The organism is Parasphingorhabdus sp. W113 (assembly GCF_055693205.1).
Genome location: NZ_CM146328.1, coordinates 1026363 through 1050709 on the forward strand (window position 1 = coordinate 1026363; position 24347 = coordinate 1050709).

A 24347-nucleotide genomic window follows, 5' to 3' on the forward strand; every position below is an offset into this window, starting at 1 on the left:
ACAGAAAGATAAAGCCTATGACCATTTCCCTATATGACGCGGTTATTCCGTCACAGCTTCAAATTATCGCCGCCGTTCGCGCGCTGGTTGATAAGGCAAAGGCCCATTGTGAAGACACGGGCACGGCAGCCGCAGAGATTATCGGTGCCCGGCTTATCGAGGATATGCAGCCCTTTTCCTATCAGGTGAAATGTTGTCGCGAACATTCATTGGGCGCGATCGAGGCTGCGCGTGACGGTGTGTTTACTCCCAGTCTCGCGGCGCCGCCAGACAGCTGGGAAGGGCTTTACGAAAAGCTCGATGAAGCGAAGGCTGGCCTGGAGCAGGTTGACGAAGCGGAAATGGCAGGATTTGTCGGACAACCGATGGAATTTCGGTTCAGAACGACCGTCATGCCGTTCACGGTTGAAAATTTCCTGCTGAGTTTCGCACAACCCAATTTCTATTTTCACGCCACCACGGCCTATGATCTGCTTCGCGAACGCGGCTTCCAGATTGGCAAGATGGATTTTGTCGGCATGCCGCGGATGACGCAACCAGTATGACCGCAAAATCAAACACCCGTTCCACCGCCCGCCTTGCTGCGGTTCAGGCTCTGTTCCAGCATGATATGGAAAAGACGCCAGTGCCGCGCCTGCTAAAGGAATTTCATGACCACCGGCTGGGCGCCGAGATTGAAGACGCGCAATATCGTCCCGTCGAGATCGAATTTTTCAACGATATCGTTATCGGTACGACCGAAAAACGCACCGAAATCGATCAATTTATCGCTGACAATCTGGCATCCGGCTGGTCTTTGGGGCGTCTCGACAAAACGATGTTGCAAATTTTGCGGGCAGGGGTCTTTGAATTGATGGTCCGGGATGAAGTCCCGACGGGGACAGTGATCAATGAATATGTTGACGTCGCTCATGCCTTTTTTGACAAGAAGGATAGCGGCTTCGTCAATGGATTGCTGGACGTAATAGCGAAGCAGGTGCGCAGCTGATTGGATACGCTCTTGCTTTGCAGGGGAAGTTTAAGTGTTAGTAATTGATGTGGGGCACGTCTTTCTTTTGAAGGGGGCCCTGATTGACCGAACTGAACTTTATTGACCAGCTGAAAGCGCTGGCGACCCATCCCGCTGCGCGCGGATTGGCTGATGATGTGGCCGTTTTGCCCTTTGGCCGCCATAAACTGGTGATGACCCAGGACATGATGGTCGAGGATGTCCATTTCCTTGCGACCGCCGACCCGGCCGATGTCGCGTGGAAGCTGGTCGCGGTCAATCTGTCTGATCTTGCCGCCAAAGGCGCCAAACCGCTGGGTGTCCTGATGGGTTACAGCCGCTCGGGCGATGACAGCTGGGACGCGACCTTCGTTCGTGGTTTGAAGCAGGCGATCAGTCATTTTGGCGTGCCGTTGCTGGGTGGCGATACGGTTTCGGTCACACCTGGCGACAAGCGCACCTTCTCGCTTACCGCATTTGGCGAAGCGAAAGGCCATATCATCCCCGCGCGTTGCGGCGCGACCCGCGGGCATTCCGTCTATGTCACGGGTCCGATTGGTGACGCCTGGGCCGGACTGCAGCTGGCATCCGGCCGCAAGCAGGCCGACGATATAGCGATATCGGCGAAGCTATTGCGCGCGCATAATCGCCCGGAACCCAGATTGGAGGATGGTCGGGCGCTGTCCTCGCTGGTCAGCGCGATGATGGATATTTCCGATGGACTGTTGCTGGACGCGTCACGGATTGCTGAAGCCAGCGGGGTCAATGTCGAGATTGATCTGAAGCGGATTCCGCTGTCCGCAGAATTTGAGGCGGTGTTCGGCAAAGGTGAGGAAGCGCGGATGCACGCCGCGACCGGCGGCGATGACTATCAGCTTTTGCTAACCGCCAGTCCGGAAACGGTGTTGCCGATTCCGTTGACCAAAATTGGCCGGTGCCGTTCCGGTACCGGCGTGTCGCTTCTGCAGCGCGGCGAGGCGGTGCATTTGCCGCAATCGCTTGGCTTCGTCCACGCGTGATGGGTGCGAATTCCCAACAATTTCCGGGCCATGACAAAGGCACGCCAAGGCTACAAAAATCAGGGGTTGCGCGGTTTGCGCTTCCCGCACTATAGGCGTGCCCCATGGCGTCCCGGTTTTCGGGGCGTTTTGTTATAAAATAACGTAGGGGGAGCGCAACAAATGACTGTTGTCACCATTTCAATAATATGCGGGTTCATCGCCATTATCTATGGCTTCGTAACCAGCCGCCAGGTGCTCAATGCGCCGGCAGGCAATGAAAAAATGCAAGAAATTTCTGGTGCTGTGCAAGAAGGTGCGCAAGCCTATCTGAACCGCCAGTATCGCGCCATTGGCGTGGTTGGTGTGGTGGTTGCCATATTGGTTTTCATCTTCCTCGGCGGCATTTCAACAGTCGGCTTTCTCGTCGGCGCGATCCTTTCCGGCGTGGCCGGCTATATCGGGATGAACATCTCGGTCCGCGCCAATGTGCGGACGGCACAGGGCGCTAGCGAAAGCTTGCAAACAGGTCTCACCGTAGCGTTCCGCGCCGGTGCCGTGACCGGTATGCTGGTCGCCGGACTTGCGCTGCTCGCTATTTCGATCTTCTTCTGGGTTCTGACCGTGCAAATGGGCCTCGAGCCGAAAAGCCGGACGGTGATCGACTCTCTCGTTGCCTTGGCCTTTGGTGCTTCCCTGATCTCGATCTTTGCGCGTCTCGGCGGCGGTATCTTTACCAAAGCCGCTGACGTGGGCGCCGATCTGGTGGGTAAGGTTGAAGCGGGCATCCCCGAGGATGATCCACGCAACCCGGCCACTATTGCCGACAATGTCGGCGACAATGTTGGCGACTGTGCCGGCATGGCCGCTGACCTTTTCGAAACCTATGTTGTGACGGTTGGCGCCACCATGGTGTTGCTGGCGCTGATCTTCGGTGATCTGGTTGGCAGCACGATGCTCAACAATCTGATGGCGCTGCCATTGATCGTTGGTGGCGTTTGTATCCTGACCTCGATCATCGGCACCTACATGGTCCGTTTGGGCAATGGTACGAATATCATGGGCGCCCTGTACAAGGGTTTCATCACCACGGCTCTGCTGTCGGTTCCCGCAATATATTATGTGACCTTCCAAACCTTGGGTGACATGAACGTGGTTATCGGCGCTGGTCTGGACGGCACGGGCGGCTTTACCGGCATGACCCTGTTCTGGTCGATGATGGTTGGTCTGGCTGTAACCGGCCTGATCATCTGGATCACCGAATATTATACCGGGACAGAATATCGTCCGGTGCGGTCGATCGCCAAGTCGTCGGAAACCGGTCACGGAACCAACGTGATCCAGGGTCTGGCGATCTCCATGGAAGCCACGGCTCTGCCGACACTGGTAATCGTTATCGGTATTGTGGTGGCCTTTCAGCTGGCTGGTCTTATCGGCATCGCCTTTGCGGCAACGTCGATGTTGGCTCTGGCCGGGATGGTTGTGGCGCTCGATGCATATGGTCCGGTAACGGACAATGCTGGCGGCATTGCCGAAATGGCGGGTCTCGATGAATCGGTTCGTGAAAAAACCGACGCACTGGATGCCGTGGGCAACACCACCAAGGCTGTCACCAAAGGCTATGCCATCGGTTCTGCCGGTCTGGCTGCGCTGGTCCTGTTCTCGGCTTACACGGCCGATCTCAAGGAGTTCTTTCCGGATCTGCAAGTCAGCTTCAGTCTCGAAAATCCCTATGTGATTGTCGGTCTGCTGCTCGGCGCGTTGCTGCCCTATCTCTTCGGAGCCATGGGCATGACCGCTGTGGGCCGTGCTGCCGGTGACGTTGTCAAAGACGTCCGCGCGCAGTTCGCTGCCGACAAGGGCATCATGGACGGGACTTCCCGCCCGGACTATGCACGGACCGTGGATCTGGTTACCAAGGCTGCGATCAAGGAAATGGTTCTGCCGTCCTTGCTTCCGGTTCTGGCTCCGATCGTGGTCTATTTCGTGATCACCGCCGTAGCGGGTCAGGCCAATGGCTTTGCTGCCCTTGGCGCCTTGCTTCTCGGTGTGATCGTTTCCGGCCTGTTCGTCGCTTTGTCGATGACTGCTGGTGGCGGTGCATGGGACAATGCGAAGAAATATATCGAAGACGGCAATCACGGTGGCAAGGGCTCAGAAGCCCATAAAGCCGCTGTGACGGGCGACACGGTTGGCGATCCTTACAAGGATACCGCTGGTCCGGCTGTCAATCCGATGATCAAGATCACCAATATTGTTGCTCTGTTGCTGCTCGCAGCTCTGGCGCACGGCGCGGTTTAAACCACCCGCAATTTGGGACAAGCAAAACCCCGCCGGAAGCAATTCCGGCGGGGTTTTTCTTTGGTTGAACGGATATATTCGCCCGATAATGCCGTTAATCGATCATTACCCTATTTTTGCTAAATCTCTGGGCAATTCAGGAACATCATGTCCGGGGGCGGTCACAAATGGATGCAGGCGGCGGTCATACGCAAGGCGATGGGGCGTTTCACAACGAAACGAACGATCGCGTCTGCCTGATATCCTCGGCCACTTCGGAATTGGTTCCGGTTGCCGCCATTAATGACGGATTGCGGACGTCCTGGGACAAGCTGGCGCGTAATGCCAGTGAACCCAATGTGTTCTATGAATCCTGGCTGCTACAGCCCGCGTTGCGGCACTTTGCGCATAATGCCGATTTGCATCTGTTCCTGTTCTGGGCTGGTGTCCCCCACAAGTCCGATCTGATCGGTTTGCTGCCGGTGGGCCCGGCCCGTCAATTTGGCCGCTGGCCGGTGCCGCATGTCCAGAATTGGATACACCATAACGCTTTTCTCGGAACACCTTTGGTCCGGGGCGGATTTGAAAATCAGTTCTGGACGGCGCTCTTTGCCGCGGTCGATGCCAAGAACTGGCCGGGGTTTCTGCATATTAACGGGCTGACCATAGCCGGCCCCCTTGATCAGGCCTTGCGGGCAGCCTGCGCCCGGCAAAAGCGCCGCTGCGATCTGGTCCACAGCGAAGCGCGCGCTTTGCTCGAAAGTTCGCTGGATGCGGAAAGCTACTATGCTGCGACAGTGCGCGCCAAGAAGCGCAAGGAACTGCGGCGGCAGTCGAATCGTTTGGCTGAACTCGGTGCCTTGAGCTTCTCGCATCGGCGCGATGATCATGATCTGGAATCATGGGTTACAGAATTTTTGGCCCTCGAACGACAAAGCTGGAAAGGACAAGAGGGCTCCGCTCTCGATTGTTCGGACAGCACAAGGGGCTTTTTCAAGGCTGCTTTGGCTGGAGCCGCTGCTGCCGGTCAGCTGGAGCGACATGACCTCCGGCTGGATGGTCGACCGATCGCTATGCTGGTGAACTTTCTGTCGGCGCCGGGCAGCTTTTCCTTCAAGACAACCTTTGATGAAGACTATGCGCGCTATTCTCCCGGGGTCCTGTTGCAGCGTCAGAATCTGGAAATTCTCGGTCAACAGGAATTTGCGTGGATGGACAGTTGTGCGAGCGAAGATCATCCGATGATCGACAGCCTGTGGTCCGGGCGGCGGCATATTGGCCGCTTTTCGATTGAACTGAAGGGGTTGTCACGCACCGCCGTTTTTCGGGGTGTGCGGATGGGAGAAGATCTGATGGCGCATCTCAAGAAGCGCGAGATTATCGACATTTCACGGCAGGCATCATCGCTATGAAACAGATTTTCGGAGCCGATATGCGGGCGCAATTTTCAACCTGCTACCCGGAACAGCCGCAAGTTTTTGATCACGGCCTGGTGTCCCATGATCTGCTTACGCTCGACGCTCTGGCAGACCTCGGGACTGCGTTGCCTGCGGCCAGTGTCGAATATAATCCCGGCGACTTGCCAGTGGGCATTGCGCCTGAGGATGTTCCCGAAAATGGGATGACCATCGCGGATACAATCCGCCATATTGCCCATTCGGCGAGTTGGGCGGTGCTCAAAAATATCGAACAGGTTCCAGGCTATGAAGCGCTGTTGCTGGCGCTGCTCGAAGAGATTCGGCCGATCCTTGAAACCAAGACCGGCAAGATGATGCGGCCGCAGGGTTTTATCTTTATATCCTCGCCCGATGCAATGACGCCTTATCATTTCGATCCGGAGCATAATATCCTGCTGCAACTGCGCGGCGAGAAGACGATGACGGTGTTCCCCGCCGGCAATGAACGGTTCGCGCCGGCAAGCGCGCATGAATCCTATCACACCGGTGGTCCGCGCAATCTGCTATGGCAGGACGCGTTTGAAGATGCCGGCGTTGCCCATCATCTCACGCCGGGCAAAGCGATATTCGTCCCCGTCATGGCCCCGCATTTTGTGCGCAACGGGCCGGAGCCGAGCATATCCTTGTCGATTACCTGGCGTTCCGACTGGAGCTTTGCCGAAGCCGATGCCCATGCGTTCAACCACATGCTACGAAACTGGGGCCTTTCTCCCGCCATGCCGGGCCGGTTCCCCGCGCAGAACAAGGCGAAAGCGTTGAGCTGGCGGGTGCTGCGGAAATTGCGGATCGTGCGATGAGATTCGTGGTTGTGAACCGGTAATGCCCAACGAAGGCTGATGCGGTCATCCTGAACGTGTTTCGGGATGACGGGTTCTTCGCTTGAAAGTTCACACAATTCACACCCCTCCCGGCGCTCGCGATGCACATCATTGTGCAGCAACATCACCAATCAGAAAAAGCCAATAACGCAATAGCATAGCGGCTGGTCTGTAGGAAAGGCCGCCTAGAATCGCTTGCGAAAGCTGAGCTCGACATAGCGCCCGCCCGGATCGACAAAGCCGCGCTGATAGCGCAGCGGCACTAGACCGCTGTCATCGCGCACATCCTGAATGTCGTTGAACAGATTATCCATCCGAAGGGCAATGCGTGCCCCTTTGAGAAAGGGCAGGCGTTCGGTCAACCGGCCGCGATCATCAAGATTGATGAACATTCGCAGGTTGAGCGTGGTCAGATCCGAAAAGCGCAGATCCGAACCGGTTGCGCCGCCGGCCACCCGCGTCGCGCTCTGATGCTGTGCGCGGACTCGAAAGCCGATACCATTATTGAACCACCCGCCCTCGAGCTCGAATTCATGGCGCGGGCTGCCGCCGGTCGATCCGATGGCTGATCCGTTGAGCAGGTCCAGTTCTGCAACACCGGGCCGGATCAGTACCCGTTCGTCGAGGCGGATGGTGTGATAGGCCGAGAGCCGCCATCGTCCGCCGCGGGGCCTACCCGAGCGCGGCCCGCGGGGACCACCGGACTGGGCGCCGGCTGGTCGTCCCTGTCGCGCATTGCCGTCTGGTGGCGGAGCGTTATCGCCATTGGCATTGGCATTGGCGTCGGATGGACCGTCAGGCCCACCGCGTTCGCGCCCAGGGCGTCCAGCGGGTGGACCATCACGACCTCTGCGTTGTCCAAAGCGTTTGGAAAAATTGAAACCGTAACGAACGCTTTCGCTGCGTACATTGTCATAGCTGACCGGCCGCCGGTCGATGGCGATCAGACGCCCGGCTCCATCGCGGGTTACGCGGTCGGCAAATGCGGCTTCGATCTCGGCGGTTAGCAAAGGGAAATCGGAGGCGACATTCTCGCTGTTGTTGCGGATATATTCCGTCAGAAAGGTCATATTGTCGAACCATCGCGGGCTGTAGCTGACCGCCAACTTGATATCGCGGCGTTTCTCCTCCGGTAGTGCCAGATTGCCCCCGGTGCTGATCGTGGCGAGCACGGTTTCGCCGTTGGTAAAGTCAAATGTCGTGACATTGGGGGTGATGATGACCGGACTGCCCAGTTCGCTGACCGTCGGCGCTGCTTCTTCGCCAATTGCCGTGGCGGTCAGCACAAAGCCGTCAAACGGCTCCCAGTTGAGACCAAAGCCAAATTCGATCAGGCCGCCAAAGTCAGACAGGTCGCTATAGCCCAGATTGCCATTGATCGAGAGACCGCCAATTGCCTCGGCAACGCCGATATTCTCATCCGCCAGCGGAATGTCGATATTGATACCGGTGCTGAACGTGTCCCGATCCAGCGCGGTGAGCGTGCTGTTGTCATTGCTGCTTTCACGGCTGTCGAAATCCTCCCGGTCGTAGCCGCCACGCAGGGTGGCGGTTACGGAGCCGGAGGGCAGGTTAAACAGCGTACCGGCGATTGTCGCCAGGGTCTCAATGGTCTGGCTGACGGACTGGGCCTCGTCGGTGCCGGGTATCGGTAACAATACCCCAAAATCAGCGGCAAAGGGATTGACCGTGCCAGCGTTAATTGCGGCCTGCAGCGCCGTGATATCGCTGTCGCGATCCGTTTCGATGTCAACGGTTTCCCGGCTGAAATCGGTGGTCAGGGACCAGCGCCAATTTGCCAGCGAGCCATTGAGCACAGCACCGCCTTGCAGCGTGTTGGTTTCGACCCGTTTTTCCAAAGCGCCAAATTGGGGGAAATAGCGAAACAGGCTTTCATCGCTGCTCGCCATGGCGAACGGACTGGTGGCTGGAATATCGATCGTTGCCCCTGACAGGCCCAGCAGTGATCTGGACTGGTCATAGACATAGCCGCCGTTGAACGACAGGGACATGCCGTTGCTGAACGTCCGGCTGTAATTGGCATTCAGTTCCAGATTGTCAGACGGCGCGACCAATGTCCGGAAATCGCCAAGACCAACCGCTGTTCCGGCGGCATCCTGGATGATGTTGCGCTCGGTCTCCGTGATCGCGGTCTGGTTCTGATATTCGACATTGATATTGATCCGGCTGTTCTTCCCGATCCGGGTAAGCGTGGACTCGAGCTCTGTCTGACCCTGATCACCGGCGGTCGGCACGCCATATTCCGCTTCAGCGCTAAAGCCGGTAAAATCGTCCTTGAGGATGAAGTTGATCACCCGTTGATCGGGGCGATAGCCATATTGCAGGGCCAGTTCTTCCGGGAAAACCTGAACATTCCGGATCGCTTCGGGGGGCAGATCACGGATTTCCCGGAAACCGGATGTCCGCTGGCCGTTGATCAACACGATCGGCCGGCCGCTGCCCCGACCGCGACTGGATTGGGTTTGCGAGGTCAATTCACCAAGCAGATCCTCAATGGACGACACCCCGTAGCTTTCGATGTCGTCCGCATCCAGCTCAACCAGTGGCGGGACCTCGGTGATGACCGACCCGCGAGGGCGTTCGGCAATCACGACAATATCATCATTATCGAGAGTGTTGTCAGACAGTTGGGCCTGGGCTGGCGCGCCGGATGAAAGGGCGATGGCGATGACCGCAAAGGAGCGGGTATTTTGCGGAAAAATCATGCTTATCGTCACTTTGAACAGGGGGCAGGGTGCGCGATATAGGTCTCAATTGCCGTCTCGATCGGCGGTTCGCAAGAATTTCCGTGTATCAAATTGTCGCAACTTTGCCGGGATCGTGCTGACCTTTGCAGCAATTCCTTCCCTTTTGCGCTTTTTGGGGTTATGGCGCACCGCAACATGCACGAAAACCTTCGAATCAACAGGGATGTAGTATAGCCGAATGGCAAAAGAAGAATTATTGGAAATGAAGGGGTTGGTTCGCGAACTGCTCCCCAACGCGATGTTCCGGGTCGAACTGGAAAATGGCCATGAAGTCCTGGGCCATACCGCTGGCAAGATGCGCAAAAACCGCATCCGGGTGCTGGTGGGCGATGAGGTGCTGGTCGAACTGACACCTTATGACCTGACCAAGGGTCGCATAACCTATCGTTTCAAATAAGCGGAGACGGCTGCTGTGACGCGGCTTGTTCTCGCTTCTTCCAGCCCGCGCCGGCTGGAATTGCTTGGCCGGTTGGGTTTGGAACCCGATCGGATCATTTCGCCCGATATTGATGAAAGCCCGCTGAACGGCGAAGTGCCGCGCGACTATGTCCTGCGCATGGCCCGGGAAAAGGCCGCCGCCGTCGATCGCGCGGCTGATGAAGTCCTGATTGCGGGCGACACCACCGTCGCGGTTGGTCGCCGGATTTTGGGGCAGGCATCGGACGAAACCGAGCAACGCCGCTTTCTGACCCTGCTGAGCGGCCGTCGGCATCATGTCCTGTCGTCCGTCTGTGTCATTGCGGCAGATGGAACGGCGCGGACAAAATTATCGGATTCCACCGTCAAGTTCAAACGTTTCGAATCCCATGAGATCGACAGCTATGTCGCTTCGGGCGAAGGCGTGGGCAAGGCCGGAGGCTATGCCATTCAGGGGCGGGCCGAAGCCTTTGTCATTGCCATCGGCGGCAGCTTCAGCGGAATCATGGGCTTGCCGCTCTATGAAACCCGGAATCTGCTGATTTCTTCGGGATATCCGGTTGTTTGAGCTTCGAAGCGGGTGGCTCTATGAGTCCGGTATCGGCGAAAACCGGGCGCTGCAGGTGCATCAGGGAGACCTGGTTGCGGTCCGCATTGAACGGAGCGCTGGCGGCGCAAGACAGGGTGCGGTTATCGGCGCCCGCTTTGTCGAGCAATGGGTACCGGGACGATCCGGCATCGTGGCGCTCGATAGCGGCGAACAATGCCTGTTGCAGCCGCTGCCCAAAGGTCTGACGGAAGGATCCAAGCTGCGGGTCGAGATCGTTCGGGAAGCTGTGAATGAAATCGGAGGGCAGGCCAAGCGCGCGAAAGCCCGGCCGGTGGCTGATGATTGCCCGTTGGCCGCGGGGCCGACTTTGCACGATCGCCTGATTGCTGATGGGCAACCGGTGCAGTTGCTCGAGCCGCATGACGAGGATCTGTTCGCGGCGTTCGGATGGCACGAAGCCATGGAACAGGCCGAGACGGGCCGGATCGATTTTGATGGCGGCACGTTGCTCATTTCCCTCACACCGGCGATGACCGTGATCGATGTCGATGGGCCGCTGCCGCCGGTAGAATTGGCCAAGCGCGCCGCCAAACAGGTGGCGCAGGCCTTGACCAGGCTGGATATTGGCGGCGCGATTGGCATCGACTTTCCGACGCTGGAGGCCAAAGCGGATCGATCGGCTGTCGCAGATATATTTGATCAAGCGATGAGCGCGCCCTGTGAGCGGACCGCGATAAACGGCTTTGGTTTCATGCAGGTTGTGGCGCGCAAGGCCGGGCCTTCGGTCCTGGAAATCCTGCAGTCGGACCGGTTGCTCAGCGCCGCTCTGGCGCTGCTGCGGCGGGCTGAGCGCGATCGGGCCGCAGGATCCTTGAAAGTGGAAGTGCATCCGACAATGGCGGCCGTGCTCAACAATCATCCGGCGTGGCTGGATCAATTGTCCCAGCGCACCGGCCGCCCGGTGGTGATCGAAGCCGACGGGACTATCGCCATTGACGGGGGAAGGGTGGTCTCCTGATCACAACCCGGGTGCCGGGTTTGCCGGGCGGCGATCAGCAGTGCTTGCCAGACCCCTTGCATTTTGGTGATGCGCTCTGCACAAGCCGGATATGACCGAAATCATCCTCTATGACTATTGGCGCAGTTCGGCGAGCTACCGGGTGCGCATCGTATTGAATTTGAAGGGCATCGCCTATCAGGCGGCATCGACCAATTTGCTCGACGATAGCACCAAGCAAGCCGACTATATCGCGCGCAACCCGCAAGGGTTCATCCCGATGCTCCACATTGACGGGCATGATCTGACGCAGTCGCTGGCGATTATTGACTATCTCGATGCCAGGGATCCGGAGCCGCCAATGGTGTCCGCCGACCCTCTCCAGCGGAGCCGGACACTGGCGCAGGCACTGGTGGTGGCCGCGGATATTCATCCGGTTAATAATTTGCGGATCATGAAATATCTAAAACATGAAATGGGCCAGGATCAGGAGGCGATCAATATCTGGTACCGCAACTGGGTCAACGAAGGGTTCCGTGCGCTCGAAGCGCTGGCGCCGGAGACCGGTTTTTTTGGTGGCGATGCGCCGAATTTGGCGGATGTCTGCCTGGTCCCGCAAATGTATAACGGTCGGCGCTTTGAAACCGATTTGACGGCATTCCCAAAGCTCGTCCGGATCGATGCCGCGTGTAATGAACTACCGGCGTTCCAGAAAGCGGCTCCGGAAGCGGTGAAGGACCAGGCGTTATGAAGGTCGAAGGCGGATGCTATTGCGGCGCCGTGCGTTACGCAGCGGAAGGCGAGCCGTTGATGAAGGCGGAATGTTTCTGCCGCGAATGTCAATATATTACCGGCGGCGGCAATCTGCTCGTCATGGCAATGCCGGTTGAAGGTTTCAAATTGACCAAAGGCGCGGTGAAAGGCTTTGCCCGCGACGATATCGAGCACCCTGTCACGCGCGAGTTTTGCGGAAATTGCGGCACCCATTTGTTCACCCGTGCGCCGGGTTTTCCGGCGGGTGTCATCATCAAGGTCGGATCCCTTGATGATCCCAGTATCTTTGGCAAGGCCGACAGCGCCAATTTTGTCGGCGATGCGCAGCCGTTTCACCGGCTTCCCGACGACATGCCAATTCATCAGAAATGGATGCACAGCTAATATCATGAAAAACAGTTTTATCGCGTTGCCGCTTCTGGCGGTATGTTCGGTGGCGAGTAGCCCGGCCTTTGCCGACACTGGCGCTCAGCCCGGTGACATTACTGTCACCGGCCTGCCGCTACCCGAAGCCGATGATGCCTATAGCGTGACCACCGTTACCGTGAAGGCTGGTGAACGGGTTGAAAACGCCCTGCGCGAAGTGCCTGGACTGCAGCAGTTCCGGCGCTCCGATGCGCGCTCTGCGAACCCGACCAGCCAGGGGATCACGATCCGCGGACTGGGCGGCAATGCGTCGTCACGGGCCTTGCTGTTGCTCGACGGCGTTCCGCAAGCCGATCCTTTTGGCGGCTGGGTGGCCTGGCCGGGCTATGACGCGCTTGCCATCCAATCGGCGCGCATCACCCGCGGCGGCGGCAGTGGGTCCGAAGGCTCTGGCGCGATTGCGGGAACCGTGGAATTGTTCAGCGCGGATGTTGGCAATCTGATCGAAGCGGGCCTCGCTTATGGCAGCCGCAACAGCGTTGATGCGGATCTGCTCGTTGGCCGGGAACTGGGGCAGGGGCAGTTGACAATTTCGGCCAACTACGCGCGCGGCGACGGCTTTATTCCGATCATCGAAAGCCAGCGCGGGACGGTTGATCGTCCAGCCGAATATGAGCAGGCAGGCCTGGCCGTCCGCTATGTTGCGCCGCTATCCGATGAGACCGAACTGCAGGCCAATATCCGGGCGTTCACCGACGATCGCGAGCGGGGTTTCGCGTTTAGCGAAAACCACAATGATGGTGCAGACGCCAGCATCCGTCTGGTCAATCGCTCGGCTACCGGCTGGCAATGGTCGGCGCTGGGCTATGTGCAGGTGCGCAATTTCGATGTCAGCTTTGGCGGGGTTGCCGCAGATCGCAACAGCGTTGGCCGCGTGTTCGAACAGTTTAACGTGCCTTCCACCGGCCTCGGCGCGCGGTTCGAGGTGCGACCACCGGTAGGGGAGGCCATCGAATTGCGCCTCGGCGGTGACTGGCGGCGGACGGAAGGCACGACCAACGAGAATTTCTTCTTTGCCGACAACGACACCCCGCGGCGCAGTCGCCGTGCGGGTGGGGTCACAGCAACTTATGGCGCTTTTGCCGAAGCCAGCGTGCAGGTTAGCGATGCGCTGATTCTGACCGGCGGGGGCCGGGTGGATTTCTGGTCGATTGATGATGGCTTCCGCCGCGAAATTGAACTCATAAATCCGTTTCCTGGCGCCGAGCGCAATGACAACCGGTTCGCCAATCGCAACGGCACGGAGTTTACCGGCCGCGGCGGCTTTGCCTTTGACGCCAATGATCAGCTGACAATGCGCGGCGCTGCCTATCTCGGCTGGCGCTTGCCGACTTTGAACGAGCTGTTCCGGCCCTTTCGTGTCGGCCCGGACGCAACCGCAGCCAATGAACTGCTCGAACCGGAACGCGTCAAGGGCGCGGAAATCGGTCTCGACTGGGATGCCGGCCCGTTCTCGGCGAGCGCGACTCTATTTTACAACCAGCTCGACAATGCCGTCGCCAATGTCACGCTTGACAGCGGCCCGGGGCTGTTTCCCGGTGTCGGTTTTGTTTCTGGCGCAGGGGTATTTCGGCAGCGGCAAAATCTGGATGCGATCGAATCAAAGGGCCTCGAGCTCGATGCCGCCTATACCGGCAGTCTGACGGATGCGTTCAATTTCACGTTGCGTGCCGGCTATGCTTATGTCGATGCGGAAGTTCAGGCCTCGGGTGCTGCGCTGGCGGTTGACAATCTGCGCCCGGCACAGATCCCCCGGCATAACGGCTTTGCCGCTTTGCAGGTCGATAGCGATGACGGATCGGGCTTTGCGCTAACCGCCCGCTATGTTGGCAGTCAGTTTGAAGATGACCAGAATGCAAGAAGGCTCAACGATGCCTTCACCCTTGATGGCCGATTGGGGTTTGCCGTGAACGATCGTTTGTTGGTCGAAGGGCGGGTTGAAAATCTGTTCAATGCGCGGGTAGAGACGACGATAAGCAGTAGCAATATTATCGAAAGGTCTTTTTCACGGACATTTTGGATTGGACTTCGCGCAGAAATTGAATAAATATTACATATGAGTGTGAAATTGGACGATTTTATTCCTTACCAGTTGTCGACCGCATCCAATGCGGTCAGCGACCTTATTGCACGGGAATATAAGAGCCGGTTCGGATTGAAGATTCCCGAATGGCGCGTCATGGCCGTGCTCGGCAGCCGCGGGGCATCGACGCAGCGTCAGCTGGTTGAAGCGACCCTGATGGACAAGGTAACGGTCAACCGCGCGGTCAAGACGCTAGTCGAACGCGCGCTGCTTGGCCGCAGTCCGAACAGCGCCGATGGCCGGTCCCACCATTTGATGTTGAGTCAAACCGGCAACGATCTTTACCACCAGATCATGCCGGCGGCCGAAGTTATGGAAAAGAAAATCATGGCGGTTCTCAGCCAAGCGCAGCAGCGGGAATTATCGGCAATGCTCGCCAAGATAAAACAGTCTGCCGACGAGATTGCCGACGACTGATTGAATCCGCATCGGGAACGGTCTGTCAGGCAGACAAAAAAAGAGCGGCGCTTTTCAGGCCGCTCTTTTTTTGTTTTTTGGTTATCAACCGCTACATCATCGCATCGGAGATCGAGCAGGCCGCTGGGCCGAGGATCACGATGAACAAGGTCGGCAGAATGAACAGGATCAACGGTATCGTCATGATCGCTGGCAGACGCGCGGCCTTTTCCTCGGCGCGCATCATCCGGTCATTCCGGAATTCTGCAGACAGAACCCGCAAGGCCGAAGCCAGTGGGGTACCATATTTCTCTGTCTGGATCATGGTTGTGACCACGCCTTTGACATGCTCCAGCGCAACCCGATAAGCGAGATTTTCAAATGCCTGACGCCGCTCGGTCAGAAAGCCGAGTTCAATCGACGTCAGGGAAAATTCGTCGGCCAGTTCGGGATAGGCATCGCCGAGTTCCTTCGATACACGCGCAAAGGCAGTATCGACGGTCAGACCGGCTTCGGCACAGATTACGAGCAAATCAATAGCGTCCGGCAAACCCTTGCGGATCAAGTCCGTCCGTTTCGCGATCAGGTTATTGATATAGACGTCCGCGCCCTTGTAGCCAGCGATGGTGGCACCGGCGAAAACGGCAAATTTCTTGATCGGTGTCCAGTCACCCAGATAACCGAAGCCATAGATGGCCAGCGCGGCGCCACCACCGAGAACAATCGGCAGCACCAGCCGGCTGAAAATCACCGCATAGGCGAGATCCTTGGACCGGATGCCGGCCTGGGCCAGCTTTTGTTGTGATTCCTTGAGCTGATCATCCTGAAGGACTTTCAATCCTTGCAGCATGCCGCGCATGCGATCGGTTGTATCGTTCTGCTGGACAAGCTTGGCGCGCTTTTTGGTTGTCGACGCCGTGATACCCGCCTTGAGCTGCTCGCGCCGCTCGTTTAGCGATTTTACGCGCTTCGCCATCGGATCACGGACCGTTATCGCCGCGTAGACGGCGAAGAAGATGGCCATTGTGGCAACAGCAGCCAAAATGGTTGCTACCCACAGGACATCTACGCCCATTAATGTTGGTCCACCGCCTTGAGTCATTTGCTCAGCACCTTCACCTTAAATTTCGAAATTGACCATCTTGGCCATGATGAACACGCCAATGCTCATCCAGGTCAGGCCGCCGAGGCCCGCGATGATCAGCCGCTCTTCATAAAAGAAGCCGGCGATATAGTTGGGGTTGACCGAATAGACCAAGCCAAAGACGATGAACGGCAAGGAGCCAACGATATAGGCAGAAGCCTTGGATTCGGAGGACATGGCCTTGATCTTCAGTTTCATCTGCCCGCGTTTCCGCAGCACGTCGGCGAGGTTTGACAGGGTTTCTGCCAGGTTACCGCCGGTTTCACGCTGAATTGCCAGCGTAATACAGAAAAACTTGAACTCGGGTGTTTCAAGACGCTTGGCGCTTTCCTGCAAAGCGTCTTCCATCGTGCGGCCGATCTTGATGCGATCGACAACCTTACCGAATTCTTCGCCAACCGGGCCATCCACTTCTTTGGAAACGACACCAATGGTCTCCGTTACCGGCAGACCGGAGCGCAAACCACGAACGAGCAATTCGATGGCATCGGGAAAGGATGCGGTAAATTTCGCCACACGGCGATTGATCAGAAAGCCGACAATGAAGTGCGGCAGTCCCAGGCCGACAGCCAGTCCGACAAACAGGCACATCAGAAGAGGCGCGCCTTTAAGAAACAAGGCCGCCCCGACGAGCAGGAACAACACGCCACAAACCAGGAAGAATTGACGCAAGGTCCAATCATTACCGGTTTTTTCAAGCCGGATGGCCAGCGTTTCCATCTTCGTCATATTCTCGCCGGTCGGGCGATGGGTTTTCCGGCGGGCGCTTACCGCCTTTTTCATCTGCGCTTCCATTTTCGCATTCGCGCTGTCGGAATGGCGGAAACGGACCTTGTCGAGGCGCTTGGCTTTTGCTGCCGATTCAGAAGGACCGGAAAAAGCAAAGACCAAAAGCATTAGGAAGGTCAGTAATCCTGCGCCCAAGATGAGGGTTTGCGTAATATCCATTGCAGATGTCCTTACAGTTTAGAAAAAAGCGGCATCGGCCTGATCACAATCAGGACGACTCGCTTTCCTTCTTTTTCTTGGACGGCAGCAAAGCTTTGATATTGCCGAACTTGCCCATCAGCGATCCCTTTGAAGCGCCTTCCTCTTCATCGCCTTCCTCGTCGACGGTGCCGAGAATATGCTCAGACAAAGCGACAATCTTGGCGGTCGCTTTGCTGGATTTTCCAGCCTCAACGAAGGCCTGTCCCAGTTTCGCGGCATGCGCTGCGGCTTTGGGATCGGCAGGAATGACGAAATCGATCTTGCGTTCGATCGAATTTTCGAAATCCTGTCGGGAAATCTCGAGATTGCTCGACTGCACTTTGTTGGCAACAACGATCACCTTGCTCTGCGCGGCATGCGATTTGAGCCATGACAGCAGACGGATCGCGTCGCGAGCCGAAGCCAGGGTCAGTTCTGTCACGATGACCGTCGCGTTCACATCACCAAGAAGGTGCGGATAGCTGATCAGCATCTCGCGAGGAAGATCGATCACGGTGCATTCGAAAGCAGCGCGAAATTCTTCCTGAAGTTGGAAAAACGCGGTGCCGTCGGTCATCATCGGCGAGTTGATCGGTGCTTCTGCCGACAGCAGAGACAGTTTCTCGTTCGCCTTGATCATGGCCCGTTCGATGAACAGCCCGTCGATCCGGCTTGGATTGTCGATTGCGTCGGTGAGGCCGCGACCCGGTTCAAGGTCGAGCGCCAACGCGCCAGTACCAAAGTGAACGTCAAGATCCAGCAGCGCTGTGAGACGTTCCTTCTCCTGGCTTAGCAACCAGGCGAGAGACGTGGCGATTGTCGAAGCGCCAACACCACCGCGGGTGCCGATAACGGCCGTCGAAATATGCGGCTTTTCGCTGCTCAATTCTTCATGTTTGGGCGCGTTCAGAACCGCTTGGGCCTGACTGAGCACGTCACGAAGCTGTTCCGGGCTGAACGGCTTGAGCAGATAGTCCTGCAAACCGCTGACGATCAGGTCACGATACAACCGGACATCATTGACCTGGCCCATGGCGATAACCACGGTTCCGGGTTCGCAGACTTCGGCCAGCGAGTTGATGTCGGCGAGCGGATCGCCCGATTCCGAAAGATCAACCAGCAGGATGTTCGGACTGGCTGCAACCGACAAGGACTGAACCGCGTTGCGCAGACCGCCTTTGTGGCATTTGTCGGCAGGCCATCCCATTTCCTCGATAACCGGACGCAAAATGTCCAGCGTGTCTTCGTCACAAACGAAGGCGGAAAAAGGATCACGACCGTTTATTGAGCCGGGTTTCCAAGGAGCGTTCATTATTGGCCTCCTGCAGGTTTTTTATCGCGATAGGCGCGAATGGCTTTTGAAGCCTGTTCTTGATTCTGGTCATCGGCTGCCTGGCCGCGGACGAGATCTTCGGGATCGGCAATCATCGCCGTCAGAGTGCTGTTGACACCGCACCCGTAATTCTGGCTGGTCCGGCCCTGAAAATCGGTATGGCTCCGGTTGCTCCAGTCGGGGCAGCCGGGCACCGTGGCGGTGGACCGCGATACAACGACGCGCATGGTTCCGCTGGCCACATTGCCGGATGTGACCGGCGCAATGTCGGAGATCAGCAGGCCATATTGCGCGGCCTGGGCGGCTACTGCGGCCCGCGCGGATGCGTTGGCGGTGTAGCTGGGATCGTCGATCGCGATGCGGTCGCCATAACCAAGGTCGAGCGCTTCAAACCAGCCAGCGAGACGCCGCTGTTCGCTGGTCGGAATGGATCCGCCGGCGCCGGTGTTGACGTCGAGGACAAAGTGAGAGCGTGTAACGACGGGTTGCCGTTCGCTTTCGATCGTCCGGTTCGCGGTGGTGCTACCACAAGCTGCGACGGATAGTCCGAGAGCGGTAACGAGTGCTGTAGAAACAATACGCATGATGGATTCTCCTGAAACGGACTATTTGTCGAAGCTGAAACCGGGAGCGGCGCTACCGGATTTTCTGGTTTTCTTTGCCGATTTGCGGCCCTCCGGTGCGTTCAGGCTGCCCAAGGCTGGGCCGCTGGACACCGGCGGTGCCACGGTTGGCTTGGGACGATCCCCGGTGCCGGTTGAACTGTGACGGTTCATGAAGACCCGCTCAAAGTCGTTGGCATGTTTGAAACCATCGGTTGGCAGCACGATCTCGCTGTCGCTGACCGGTTTGACGAGATAAGGCGTCACCACGATCATCAGTTCGGTTTCGTTTTTCCGATAACCATCCGACTTGAACAAGTTACCGAGCACCGGCACGTCGGCGAGGCCAGGTGTCTTGTCGACAGTCGAGCTGTAGTTGTTCTGCATCAGACCAGCGATCATGAAGCTTTCGCCGGAACCCAGTTCCACGGTGGTTTCCGCTTCGCGGGTCGAGATCGCGGGGATCTCGAAACCGTTGAGACGGACCGCACCAGCGGAGGAGATTTCCGAAACGCTCGGTTTGACACGGATCGAAATACGACCGTTGGACAATACTGTCGGCGTGTAGTTAAGGCTCACACCGAAATCCTGATAGGTTACGCTGACTTCACCAAAACCCGAAGATTGCGGGATCGGGAACCGGCCACCAGCCAGGAAGTTGGCGGTCTCGCCAGAAATCGTGGTCAGGTTGGGCGATGCTAGTGTCGTGACAAGACCAACTCGTTCGGACACATCCAGCGCGGTGGCAATATCAATACCGAACAACCGACCAGCGGCCTGAATGGTATTCAAACCGGTACCCTGGTTGAAGTTGAACGCGGTGCCGCCCTGTGTGACAAATTGTCCGGTCGCCGGATTAAACGGCAAGGATATCGATCCTGCGGGCAATCCAAACAGGTTGGACGCGTCGAGATTGGGGAAGGTGCTGGTGTCAAAATTGGTAATCGCACCGAAATTCCGGCCGCGCGAAACACCGAACTGGAAACCGCTGGTATTGTCGCGCGTCAGCACGTTACCATTGATTTCCTTTGCCAGTGAACGGCTGACTTCAGCAAACCGAACCCGCAAATTGACTTGCATCGGGGTTGCGGTTTTTAACCGGCTAACCACCCGGGTGCCTTCGCCAACATAGGCCTGAACCAGATTCTCTGCTTCCTCCGCGTCGTCCGGATTGGCAATCGTGCCTGTCAACAGAACGAAATTGTTGGTCGTGCTGACCGCAATGTCCGCGTTCGGCATGGCAAGAGACAGCATCTGGTCGATCGAAGAAATTTCGGCACCGATGACCGCGATTTCAGCCGAGTAGACCACTTTTCCGGCACTGTTGGTTGCGTAGAAACTGGTCTCTCCGCTCGCTTTACCGAAGATGTAGATCTGGCGCGGTGAGCGCACCTGAACGTCTGCGATATTGTTCTGAGCAATGAAGATATCTTCAATCGGGCTGGGCAGCGTGACCAGTTTACCGCGTCCCACAGCAAGCGTGACGCGAGACTGGGGATTGGTGATCTTTGCCGATTGGGCATTGACCTGGGTCGCGCTGCTGACGGCCAGAGCCAGAGCGAGAGATGCTGCGATGGCGGCACCCAAGGCTTTCTTGGTTGACGTGCCATTGAGCAGGCTGTGCTTTGCGTATCGTACGGCCATTTTCAGTCTCCAAACTTAACTTCGTTGACGGCGTTGCCGCGTGCCACCCGAACCTTCGGTCCTTCTGGCTTCAGTTCCTTTTTCACCGGGGGTGGGGTGCGCGCTTCGAAACGCGAGACTTCGCCACCGGTTGAGAAGGTTGATTTCTTGCTATTCGGACGCTTGGCCAAAGACCGGATCATCGCCGCTTCTTCAGCAGGGTCATCCGTTTTCGGCAGCGTGATTTCGCCCGATGCAATGGCTTCTTCCAGTTCCGCGCTGCTGTCAGCCAGCGAACGCAGCGACAGGCTCAGCGTACCGAGCGTTTGTGCCACGGCAATTTTCTCGGCGATTTTCGGCGTTGTCTCAAGCGTAACCAGCTTGGCCTTTTTCGCTATGGTTTGGCCTGCTTCGTTTTTCGCCTGCGTGACGCGATTGTCGGTAGCGAGAACCCGGACGTTGCGAATAACGGTTTCGGATACTTTTAATTCCGGGCCATCACCGGTCACGGTTTGGGTCAGCATCAGATCAACCCGGTCGCCAGGGAAGACAAAACCAGCCACACCGGTCAATCCCGATACGGGGATCGTCACGGCGCGCATGCCAGGGCCAAGCGCCGCTGCCAGAAAGCCGCGATCACCCGGGCTGACAATTGCGCCCTTGGTGAGTGGCTGACCGGCGGTAATCGCGTTGCGAACAACGGTGCCATTCAGTGATTCGAGGTTGGTGCCTTCTTTCTGGAAATAGGCTTCCTCAACCAATTCTTCCGGCCATGGCTGAAAGCTGAAGCTGTCAGGCGTGATGATGGTGCCAACCGGCAGCGCGCGTGATGCCACGAGCACTTCTTCGCCGAGCACTTCGACCTTCTTTGCTTCAACTTGCGGTGCAGACGCGCCGGCAAACATGTTTCTGGCGAGCAGAGCGGTAACCGCAGCCACCACCAATGCGCCGATCAGCAAAATGAGTTTCTTCTTGTCCATGACGTTCTACGCCTCCTGAATGCCCCGCCACAATCGATCACCCTGAAACGATCCTTTGGCAGCGCGTTTCTCTTTCAAGTAAAATGGTTAAAATATCGTTCGTAAATTATCCAAAGCCCGGCAAATGATATGGCAACTCCGTATGGAACCTTTACTGGACCTGTAGTTTTTTGAATTTTCTTAGCCGTTATCATTAACAGCGTGAGCACGCCGCCAGCGATTGACATGATCACCAGCATCTCGATTAATGTCAGCCAATGGAGCCACAACGCTATGGCAGTCAGGAGTTTTACGTCCCCGCCGCCCATCGCTCCGATCGCAAACATGCCGGCAAATATGGTAAACACGATCGTAGCGATGCCAATTTGTTGAATCATATCGGGCCATAATTGCATCCCGCTCGCGATCCAGAAGACGGGAGCGCCCAATGCGATCACCAGATTCAGCTTGTTCGAAATATGACGACTCTTGATGTCGGTAATTGCCGCCACAATCAGCGCAATTGCCAAGCCGCCCCAGAGCAAGTAGATGAGTTGTTCCCCGTTCATGAGAAACACCCTTAATAAAAATCACTTACCAAATCGTAACCATGATTATCTTCAAACCGGTCGGAGTGGCAGTTGAGCCAAAAATCCCCATCTTCTTTTGATCGGAGGGCGATTCCGCAGGATGCTGAAGAGCGGATATGGCTGGCAAGCGATGGCTGGGAACTGCGGCAATTGGAATGGTTGCAACGCACCGACAATCCGCGTGGGTCGGTTTTGTTCATGACCGGGCGGGCGGATTTTTACGAAAAATATCTCGAGGCGTTTCACGATTTTCACCAGCAGGGATGGCATGTCACGTCGGTTGACTGGCGCGGGCAGGGCGGGTCCGGACGTTGCGGACCCCATCCTCATGTCGGGCATATTTCCGATTTTGCTGTGTGGGTGCGAGACCTCACGGAATTTTATCACGCCTGGATTGCAAGCCATCCGGGGCCCCATGTGCTGATCGGTCATAGCATGGGTGGGCATCTTGTGATGCGCACGCTGGCCGAACAGCGAATCCACCCCGATGCGGTTATCCTGAGCGCCCCGATGCTGGCTCCGGCCGGCGGTGGTATGCCGGAGTGGACTGCGCATATATTGTCAAAGATCCTTTGCCTGATCGGCCGCGAAAAGCGCCGCGCCTGGAAGGTTAGCGAAAAGCCGCTGGAACCGGAGGTGCTGCGTCAGGGATTGCTGACTCATGATGCAGCGCGCTATTCCGACGAGTTTTTCTGGTTTGGCGAGCGCCCCGATCTGCGTCTCGGGCCGGCCAGCTGGCGCTGGGTTGAGCGGGCCTATGCTTCGGCCCGACAATTGCGTGATCGTCATGCCTTGCATGCGGTTGACGTTCCGATTCTGTTTCTGGCAACGGATACCGATGAACTGGTCGATCATCCAACAATTGAACGCGCGGTCCATCTGCTGCCCAAGGCCGAGATGAAACTGTTTGGCAAGGAATGCGCCCATGAAATCTACCGCGAAGCCGATGCTGTGCGCGATGAAGCCTTGCGCACGAGCTTCGGCTTTCTCGACCGTGAGGCGCCGGCGCAATGAAACAATTTGACGTCGCTGTAATCGGTGCGGGTATCGCCGGGGCGAGCATCGCGGCTGAAATCGGCCGTGCCCGTACGACGATCATCCTCGAGGCCGAAGATCAGCCCGGCTATCACGCGACGGGGCGCTCAGCCGCGTTTTGGACCGAAACCTATGGCGGACCCCAGGTCCAGCCCCTGACAACCGCTTCCTACGCGTTTCTTAAAGCGCCGCCGCCGGAATTTTCAAAGCAGAGCTTTCTTTCTCGGCGTGGAGCCTTGAATATTGGCCGGCGTGAGGAAACCCATCTCCTCGAGGCTTTTTTGGCAGAATTTGCCGGCAGCGGTGTCGCAATGGAGCGCTGGACAGCCGACCAGATCCAGCCGCTGGTTCCCGATATTCGCGCCGATTGGAATCAGGCAATTTTTGAACCGGATTGCTGCGATATCGATGTCGCTGGCCTGCACATGGCCTATTTGCGTCAGGCCCAAAAACAAGGAGTGACCCTGCAATGCCGGACACCGGTTGAAGCTATCGATCGCCGTAACGGATATTGGTCAATCCGCAGCGGAAGCCACGAGATCCAGGCCCGGCAGATTGTCAACGCGGCGGGCGCTTGGGCGGATGAAATCGCCCGGCAGGCGGGCGCCCGGGCGCTTGGCATCCAGCCAATGCGGCGGACGATGGTCCAGTTGCGGACCGATCCGCCTTCGCATGTCAGACAGCCTTTGGTGGTGGCGCTGGATGGCAGTTTTTACTTCAAGCCCGAAGCGGGCGGGGGCTATTGGCTCAGTCCTCACGATGAAACGCCGACAAACCCCGGCGATGTGGCGCCGGAAGAATGGGATATTGCCCTGGCGATTGACCGGTTTCAGGCTGTGCTCGACGTCAAGGTCGAGGCGGTGACGCGAAAATGGGCCGGTCTGCGGAGCTTTGCACCGGATCGCTTGCCGATATACGGATTTGATCCGCAGATTGCCGATTTCTTCTGGTTCGCCGGCCAGGGCGGTTTTGGCATTCAGACCGCGCCAGCCGCAGCGGGACTGGCCGGGGCCATATTGCTGGGCACGAAGCGCGATGCCGCGCTCAGCGCGATCGACGCCAGTCTTTACGAACCCGGTCGTTTCGAACGCTGAGAGAGTTTACAATTTTGCCGTTGCGTTCGGTTCGCGAAAACGCAAT

The 24347-nt window shown here is 57.4% G+C and carries 23 protein-coding genes; 15 read left to right on the forward strand and 8 right to left on the reverse strand.

The window, feature by feature from the left end:
- The first annotated feature begins 17 nt into the window (after positions 1-17).
- The 6 genes from ACZ1GS_RS04820 to ACZ1GS_RS04845 all read left to right on the forward strand — a co-directional run bounded on the left by ACZ1GS_RS04820 (position 18) and on the right by ACZ1GS_RS04845 (position 6520).
- Positions 18-545 carry a DUF1993 domain-containing protein gene (locus tag ACZ1GS_RS04820; protein WP_472697356.1) on the forward strand — a complete coding sequence of 176 codons (528 nt, stop codon included), beginning with the start codon at positions 18-20 and terminating at the stop codon, positions 543-545.
- Complete coding sequence (nusB, locus tag ACZ1GS_RS04825; RefSeq protein WP_472697357.1) at positions 542-988, forward strand: transcription antitermination factor NusB; 447 nt, start codon at positions 542-544, stop codon at positions 986-988. Before ACZ1GS_RS04820 ends, nusB begins: the two co-directional genes overlap by 4 nt.
- Positions 989-1071: 83 nt before the next feature.
- On the forward strand, positions 1072-2007 hold the full coding sequence (gene thiL / locus ACZ1GS_RS04830; protein WP_472697358.1) for a thiamine-phosphate kinase: 936 nt from the start codon (positions 1072-1074) through the stop codon (positions 2005-2007).
- A 162-nt stretch (positions 2008-2169) separates the two neighbouring features.
- Positions 2170-4287: a sodium-translocating pyrophosphatase gene (locus ACZ1GS_RS04835; protein ID WP_472697359.1), complete on the forward strand. Its 2118-nt coding sequence runs from the start codon at positions 2170-2172 to the stop codon at positions 4285-4287.
- A gap of 167 nt (positions 4288-4454) precedes the next feature.
- Entirely contained in the window at positions 4455-5678 is a 1224-nt protein-coding gene (locus ACZ1GS_RS04840) for a GNAT family N-acetyltransferase (protein ID WP_472697360.1), read from the forward strand.
- A complete protein-coding gene (locus ACZ1GS_RS04845; protein ID WP_472697361.1) occupies positions 5675-6520 on the forward strand; it encodes a transcriptional regulator in 846 nt (281 codons plus the stop codon). Before ACZ1GS_RS04840 ends, ACZ1GS_RS04845 begins: the two co-directional genes overlap by 4 nt.
- A 206-nt stretch (positions 6521-6726) precedes the next feature.
- Here the strand turns inward: ACZ1GS_RS04845 and ACZ1GS_RS04850 are convergent, their stop codons facing one another.
- Positions 6727-9267 (reverse strand): TonB-dependent receptor, encoded by a 2541-nt coding sequence (locus ACZ1GS_RS04850; RefSeq protein WP_472697362.1) that lies wholly within the window; start codon positions 9265-9267, stop codon positions 6727-6729.
- Between the two features lie 220 nt (positions 9268-9487).
- Here ACZ1GS_RS04850 and infA point away from each other — a divergent pair, with 220 nt between their 5' ends.
- From infA to ACZ1GS_RS04885, 7 genes are all read left to right on the forward strand, one after another.
- Positions 9488-9706, forward strand: a complete 219-nt coding sequence (gene infA, locus ACZ1GS_RS04855; protein WP_472697363.1) for a translation initiation factor IF-1 — start codon at positions 9488-9490, stop codon at positions 9704-9706.
- Positions 9707-9721: 15 nt separating this feature from the next.
- Positions 9722-10294, forward strand: a complete 573-nt coding sequence (locus tag ACZ1GS_RS04860) for a Maf family protein (RefSeq protein ID WP_472697364.1) — start codon at positions 9722-9724, stop codon at positions 10292-10294.
- Positions 10287-11294, forward strand: coding sequence for a ribonuclease E/G (locus tag ACZ1GS_RS04865; protein ID WP_472697365.1), 1008 nt, complete (start codon positions 10287-10289; stop codon positions 11292-11294). The genes ACZ1GS_RS04860 and ACZ1GS_RS04865 overlap by 8 nt, the downstream gene beginning before the upstream one ends.
- 91 nt (positions 11295-11385) lie before the next feature.
- Positions 11386-12024, forward strand: coding sequence for a maleylacetoacetate isomerase (maiA, locus tag ACZ1GS_RS04870; RefSeq protein WP_472697366.1), 639 nt, complete (start codon positions 11386-11388; stop codon positions 12022-12024).
- Complete coding sequence (locus ACZ1GS_RS04875; protein WP_472697367.1) at positions 12021-12431, forward strand: GFA family protein; 411 nt, start codon at positions 12021-12023, stop codon at positions 12429-12431. Before maiA ends, ACZ1GS_RS04875 begins: the two co-directional genes overlap by 4 nt.
- 4 nt (positions 12432-12435) lie before the next feature.
- A complete protein-coding gene (locus ACZ1GS_RS04880; RefSeq protein ID WP_472697368.1) occupies positions 12436-14520 on the forward strand; it encodes a TonB-dependent receptor in 2085 nt (694 codons plus the stop codon).
- A 15-nt stretch (positions 14521-14535) separates the two neighbouring features.
- Positions 14536-14973 carry a MarR family winged helix-turn-helix transcriptional regulator gene (locus ACZ1GS_RS04885; RefSeq protein ID WP_472698066.1) on the forward strand — a complete coding sequence of 146 codons (438 nt, stop codon included), beginning with the start codon at positions 14536-14538 and terminating at the stop codon, positions 14971-14973.
- A gap of 91 nt (positions 14974-15064) precedes the next feature.
- On the opposite strand, the gene ACZ1GS_RS04890 is transcribed toward ACZ1GS_RS04885, so the two are convergent.
- The 7 genes from ACZ1GS_RS04890 to ACZ1GS_RS04920 form a co-directional block, all read right to left on the reverse strand.
- Positions 15065-16054: a type II secretion system F family protein gene (locus tag ACZ1GS_RS04890; RefSeq protein WP_472697369.1), complete on the reverse strand. Its 990-nt coding sequence runs from the start codon at positions 16052-16054 to the stop codon at positions 15065-15067.
- An 18-nt stretch (positions 16055-16072) separates the two neighbouring features.
- Entirely contained in the window at positions 16073-17044 is a 972-nt protein-coding gene (locus tag ACZ1GS_RS04895; protein WP_472697370.1) for a type II secretion system F family protein, read from the reverse strand.
- Positions 17045-17093: 49 nt separating this feature from the next.
- Positions 17094-18377 carry an AAA family ATPase gene (locus ACZ1GS_RS04900; protein ID WP_472697371.1) on the reverse strand — a complete coding sequence of 428 codons (1284 nt, stop codon included), beginning with the start codon at positions 18375-18377 and terminating at the stop codon, positions 17094-17096.
- Positions 18377-18982: a CpaD family pilus assembly protein gene (locus ACZ1GS_RS04905; protein ID WP_472697372.1), complete on the reverse strand. Its 606-nt coding sequence runs from the start codon at positions 18980-18982 to the stop codon at positions 18377-18379. The genes ACZ1GS_RS04900 and ACZ1GS_RS04905 overlap by 1 nt, the downstream gene beginning before the upstream one ends.
- Positions 18983-19003: 21 nt before the next feature.
- Entirely contained in the window at positions 19004-20644 is a 1641-nt protein-coding gene (locus tag ACZ1GS_RS04910; RefSeq protein ID WP_472697373.1) for a type II and III secretion system protein family protein, read from the reverse strand.
- A gap of 2 nt (positions 20645-20646) precedes the next feature.
- Positions 20647-21603 carry a Flp pilus assembly protein CpaB gene (gene cpaB, locus ACZ1GS_RS04915; RefSeq protein WP_472697374.1) on the reverse strand — a complete coding sequence of 319 codons (957 nt, stop codon included), beginning with the start codon at positions 21601-21603 and terminating at the stop codon, positions 20647-20649.
- Between the two features lie 74 nt (positions 21604-21677).
- Positions 21678-22151, reverse strand: coding sequence for an A24 family peptidase (locus tag ACZ1GS_RS04920; RefSeq protein ID WP_472697375.1), 474 nt, complete (start codon positions 22149-22151; stop codon positions 21678-21680).
- Positions 22152-22223: 72 nt separating this feature from the next.
- On the opposite strand from ACZ1GS_RS04920, the gene ACZ1GS_RS04925 reads away from it, so the two are divergent.
- Together ACZ1GS_RS04925 and ACZ1GS_RS04930 are read left to right on the forward strand one after the other, a co-directional pair.
- Positions 22224-23186 carry an alpha/beta fold hydrolase gene (locus ACZ1GS_RS04925; protein WP_472697376.1) on the forward strand — a complete coding sequence of 321 codons (963 nt, stop codon included), beginning with the start codon at positions 22224-22226 and terminating at the stop codon, positions 23184-23186.
- Positions 23183-24301: an NAD(P)/FAD-dependent oxidoreductase gene (locus ACZ1GS_RS04930; protein WP_472697377.1), complete on the forward strand. Its 1119-nt coding sequence runs from the start codon at positions 23183-23185 to the stop codon at positions 24299-24301. The genes ACZ1GS_RS04925 and ACZ1GS_RS04930 overlap by 4 nt, the downstream gene beginning before the upstream one ends.
- Positions 24302-24347: the final 46 nt, after the last annotated feature.

Coding starts and splice junctions, on each gene's coding strand:
- ACZ1GS_RS04820 (WP_472697356.1), top strand. CDS start 18: ATGACCATTTCCCTATATGACGCGGTTATTCCGTCACAGCTTCAAATT.
- nusB (WP_472697357.1), top strand. CDS start 542: ATGACCGCAAAATCAAACACCCGTTCCACCGCCCGCCTTGCTGCGGTT.
- ACZ1GS_RS04835 (WP_472697359.1), top strand. CDS start 2,170: ATGACTGTTGTCACCATTTCAATAATATGCGGGTTCATCGCCATTATC.
- ACZ1GS_RS04840 (WP_472697360.1), top strand. CDS start 4,455: ATGGATGCAGGCGGCGGTCATACGCAAGGCGATGGGGCGTTTCACAAC.
- ACZ1GS_RS04845 (WP_472697361.1), top strand. CDS start 5,675: ATGAAACAGATTTTCGGAGCCGATATGCGGGCGCAATTTTCAACCTGC.
- ACZ1GS_RS04850 (WP_472697362.1), bottom strand. CDS start 9,267: ATGATTTTTCCGCAAAATACCCGCTCCTTTGCGGTCATCGCCATCGCC.
- infA (WP_472697363.1), top strand. CDS start 9,488: ATGGCAAAAGAAGAATTATTGGAAATGAAGGGGTTGGTTCGCGAACTG.
- maiA (WP_472697366.1), top strand. CDS start 11,386: ATGACCGAAATCATCCTCTATGACTATTGGCGCAGTTCGGCGAGCTAC.
- ACZ1GS_RS04875 (WP_472697367.1), top strand. CDS start 12,021: ATGAAGGTCGAAGGCGGATGCTATTGCGGCGCCGTGCGTTACGCAGCG.
- ACZ1GS_RS04880 (WP_472697368.1), top strand. CDS start 12,436: ATGAAAAACAGTTTTATCGCGTTGCCGCTTCTGGCGGTATGTTCGGTG.
- ACZ1GS_RS04890 (WP_472697369.1), bottom strand. CDS start 16,054: ATGACTCAAGGCGGTGGACCAACATTAATGGGCGTAGATGTCCTGTGG.
- ACZ1GS_RS04895 (WP_472697370.1), bottom strand. CDS start 17,044: ATGGATATTACGCAAACCCTCATCTTGGGCGCAGGATTACTGACCTTC.
- ACZ1GS_RS04900 (WP_472697371.1), bottom strand. CDS start 18,377: ATGAACGCTCCTTGGAAACCCGGCTCAATAAACGGTCGTGATCCTTTT.
- ACZ1GS_RS04905 (WP_472697372.1), bottom strand. CDS start 18,982: ATGCGTATTGTTTCTACAGCACTCGTTACCGCTCTCGGACTATCCGTC.
- ACZ1GS_RS04910 (WP_472697373.1), bottom strand. CDS start 20,644: ATGGCCGTACGATACGCAAAGCACAGCCTGCTCAATGGCACGTCAACC.
- cpaB (WP_472697374.1), bottom strand. CDS start 21,603: ATGGACAAGAAGAAACTCATTTTGCTGATCGGCGCATTGGTGGTGGCT.
- ACZ1GS_RS04920 (WP_472697375.1), bottom strand. CDS start 22,151: ATGAACGGGGAACAACTCATCTACTTGCTCTGGGGCGGCTTGGCAATT.
- ACZ1GS_RS04930 (WP_472697377.1), top strand. CDS start 23,183: ATGAAACAATTTGACGTCGCTGTAATCGGTGCGGGTATCGCCGGGGCG.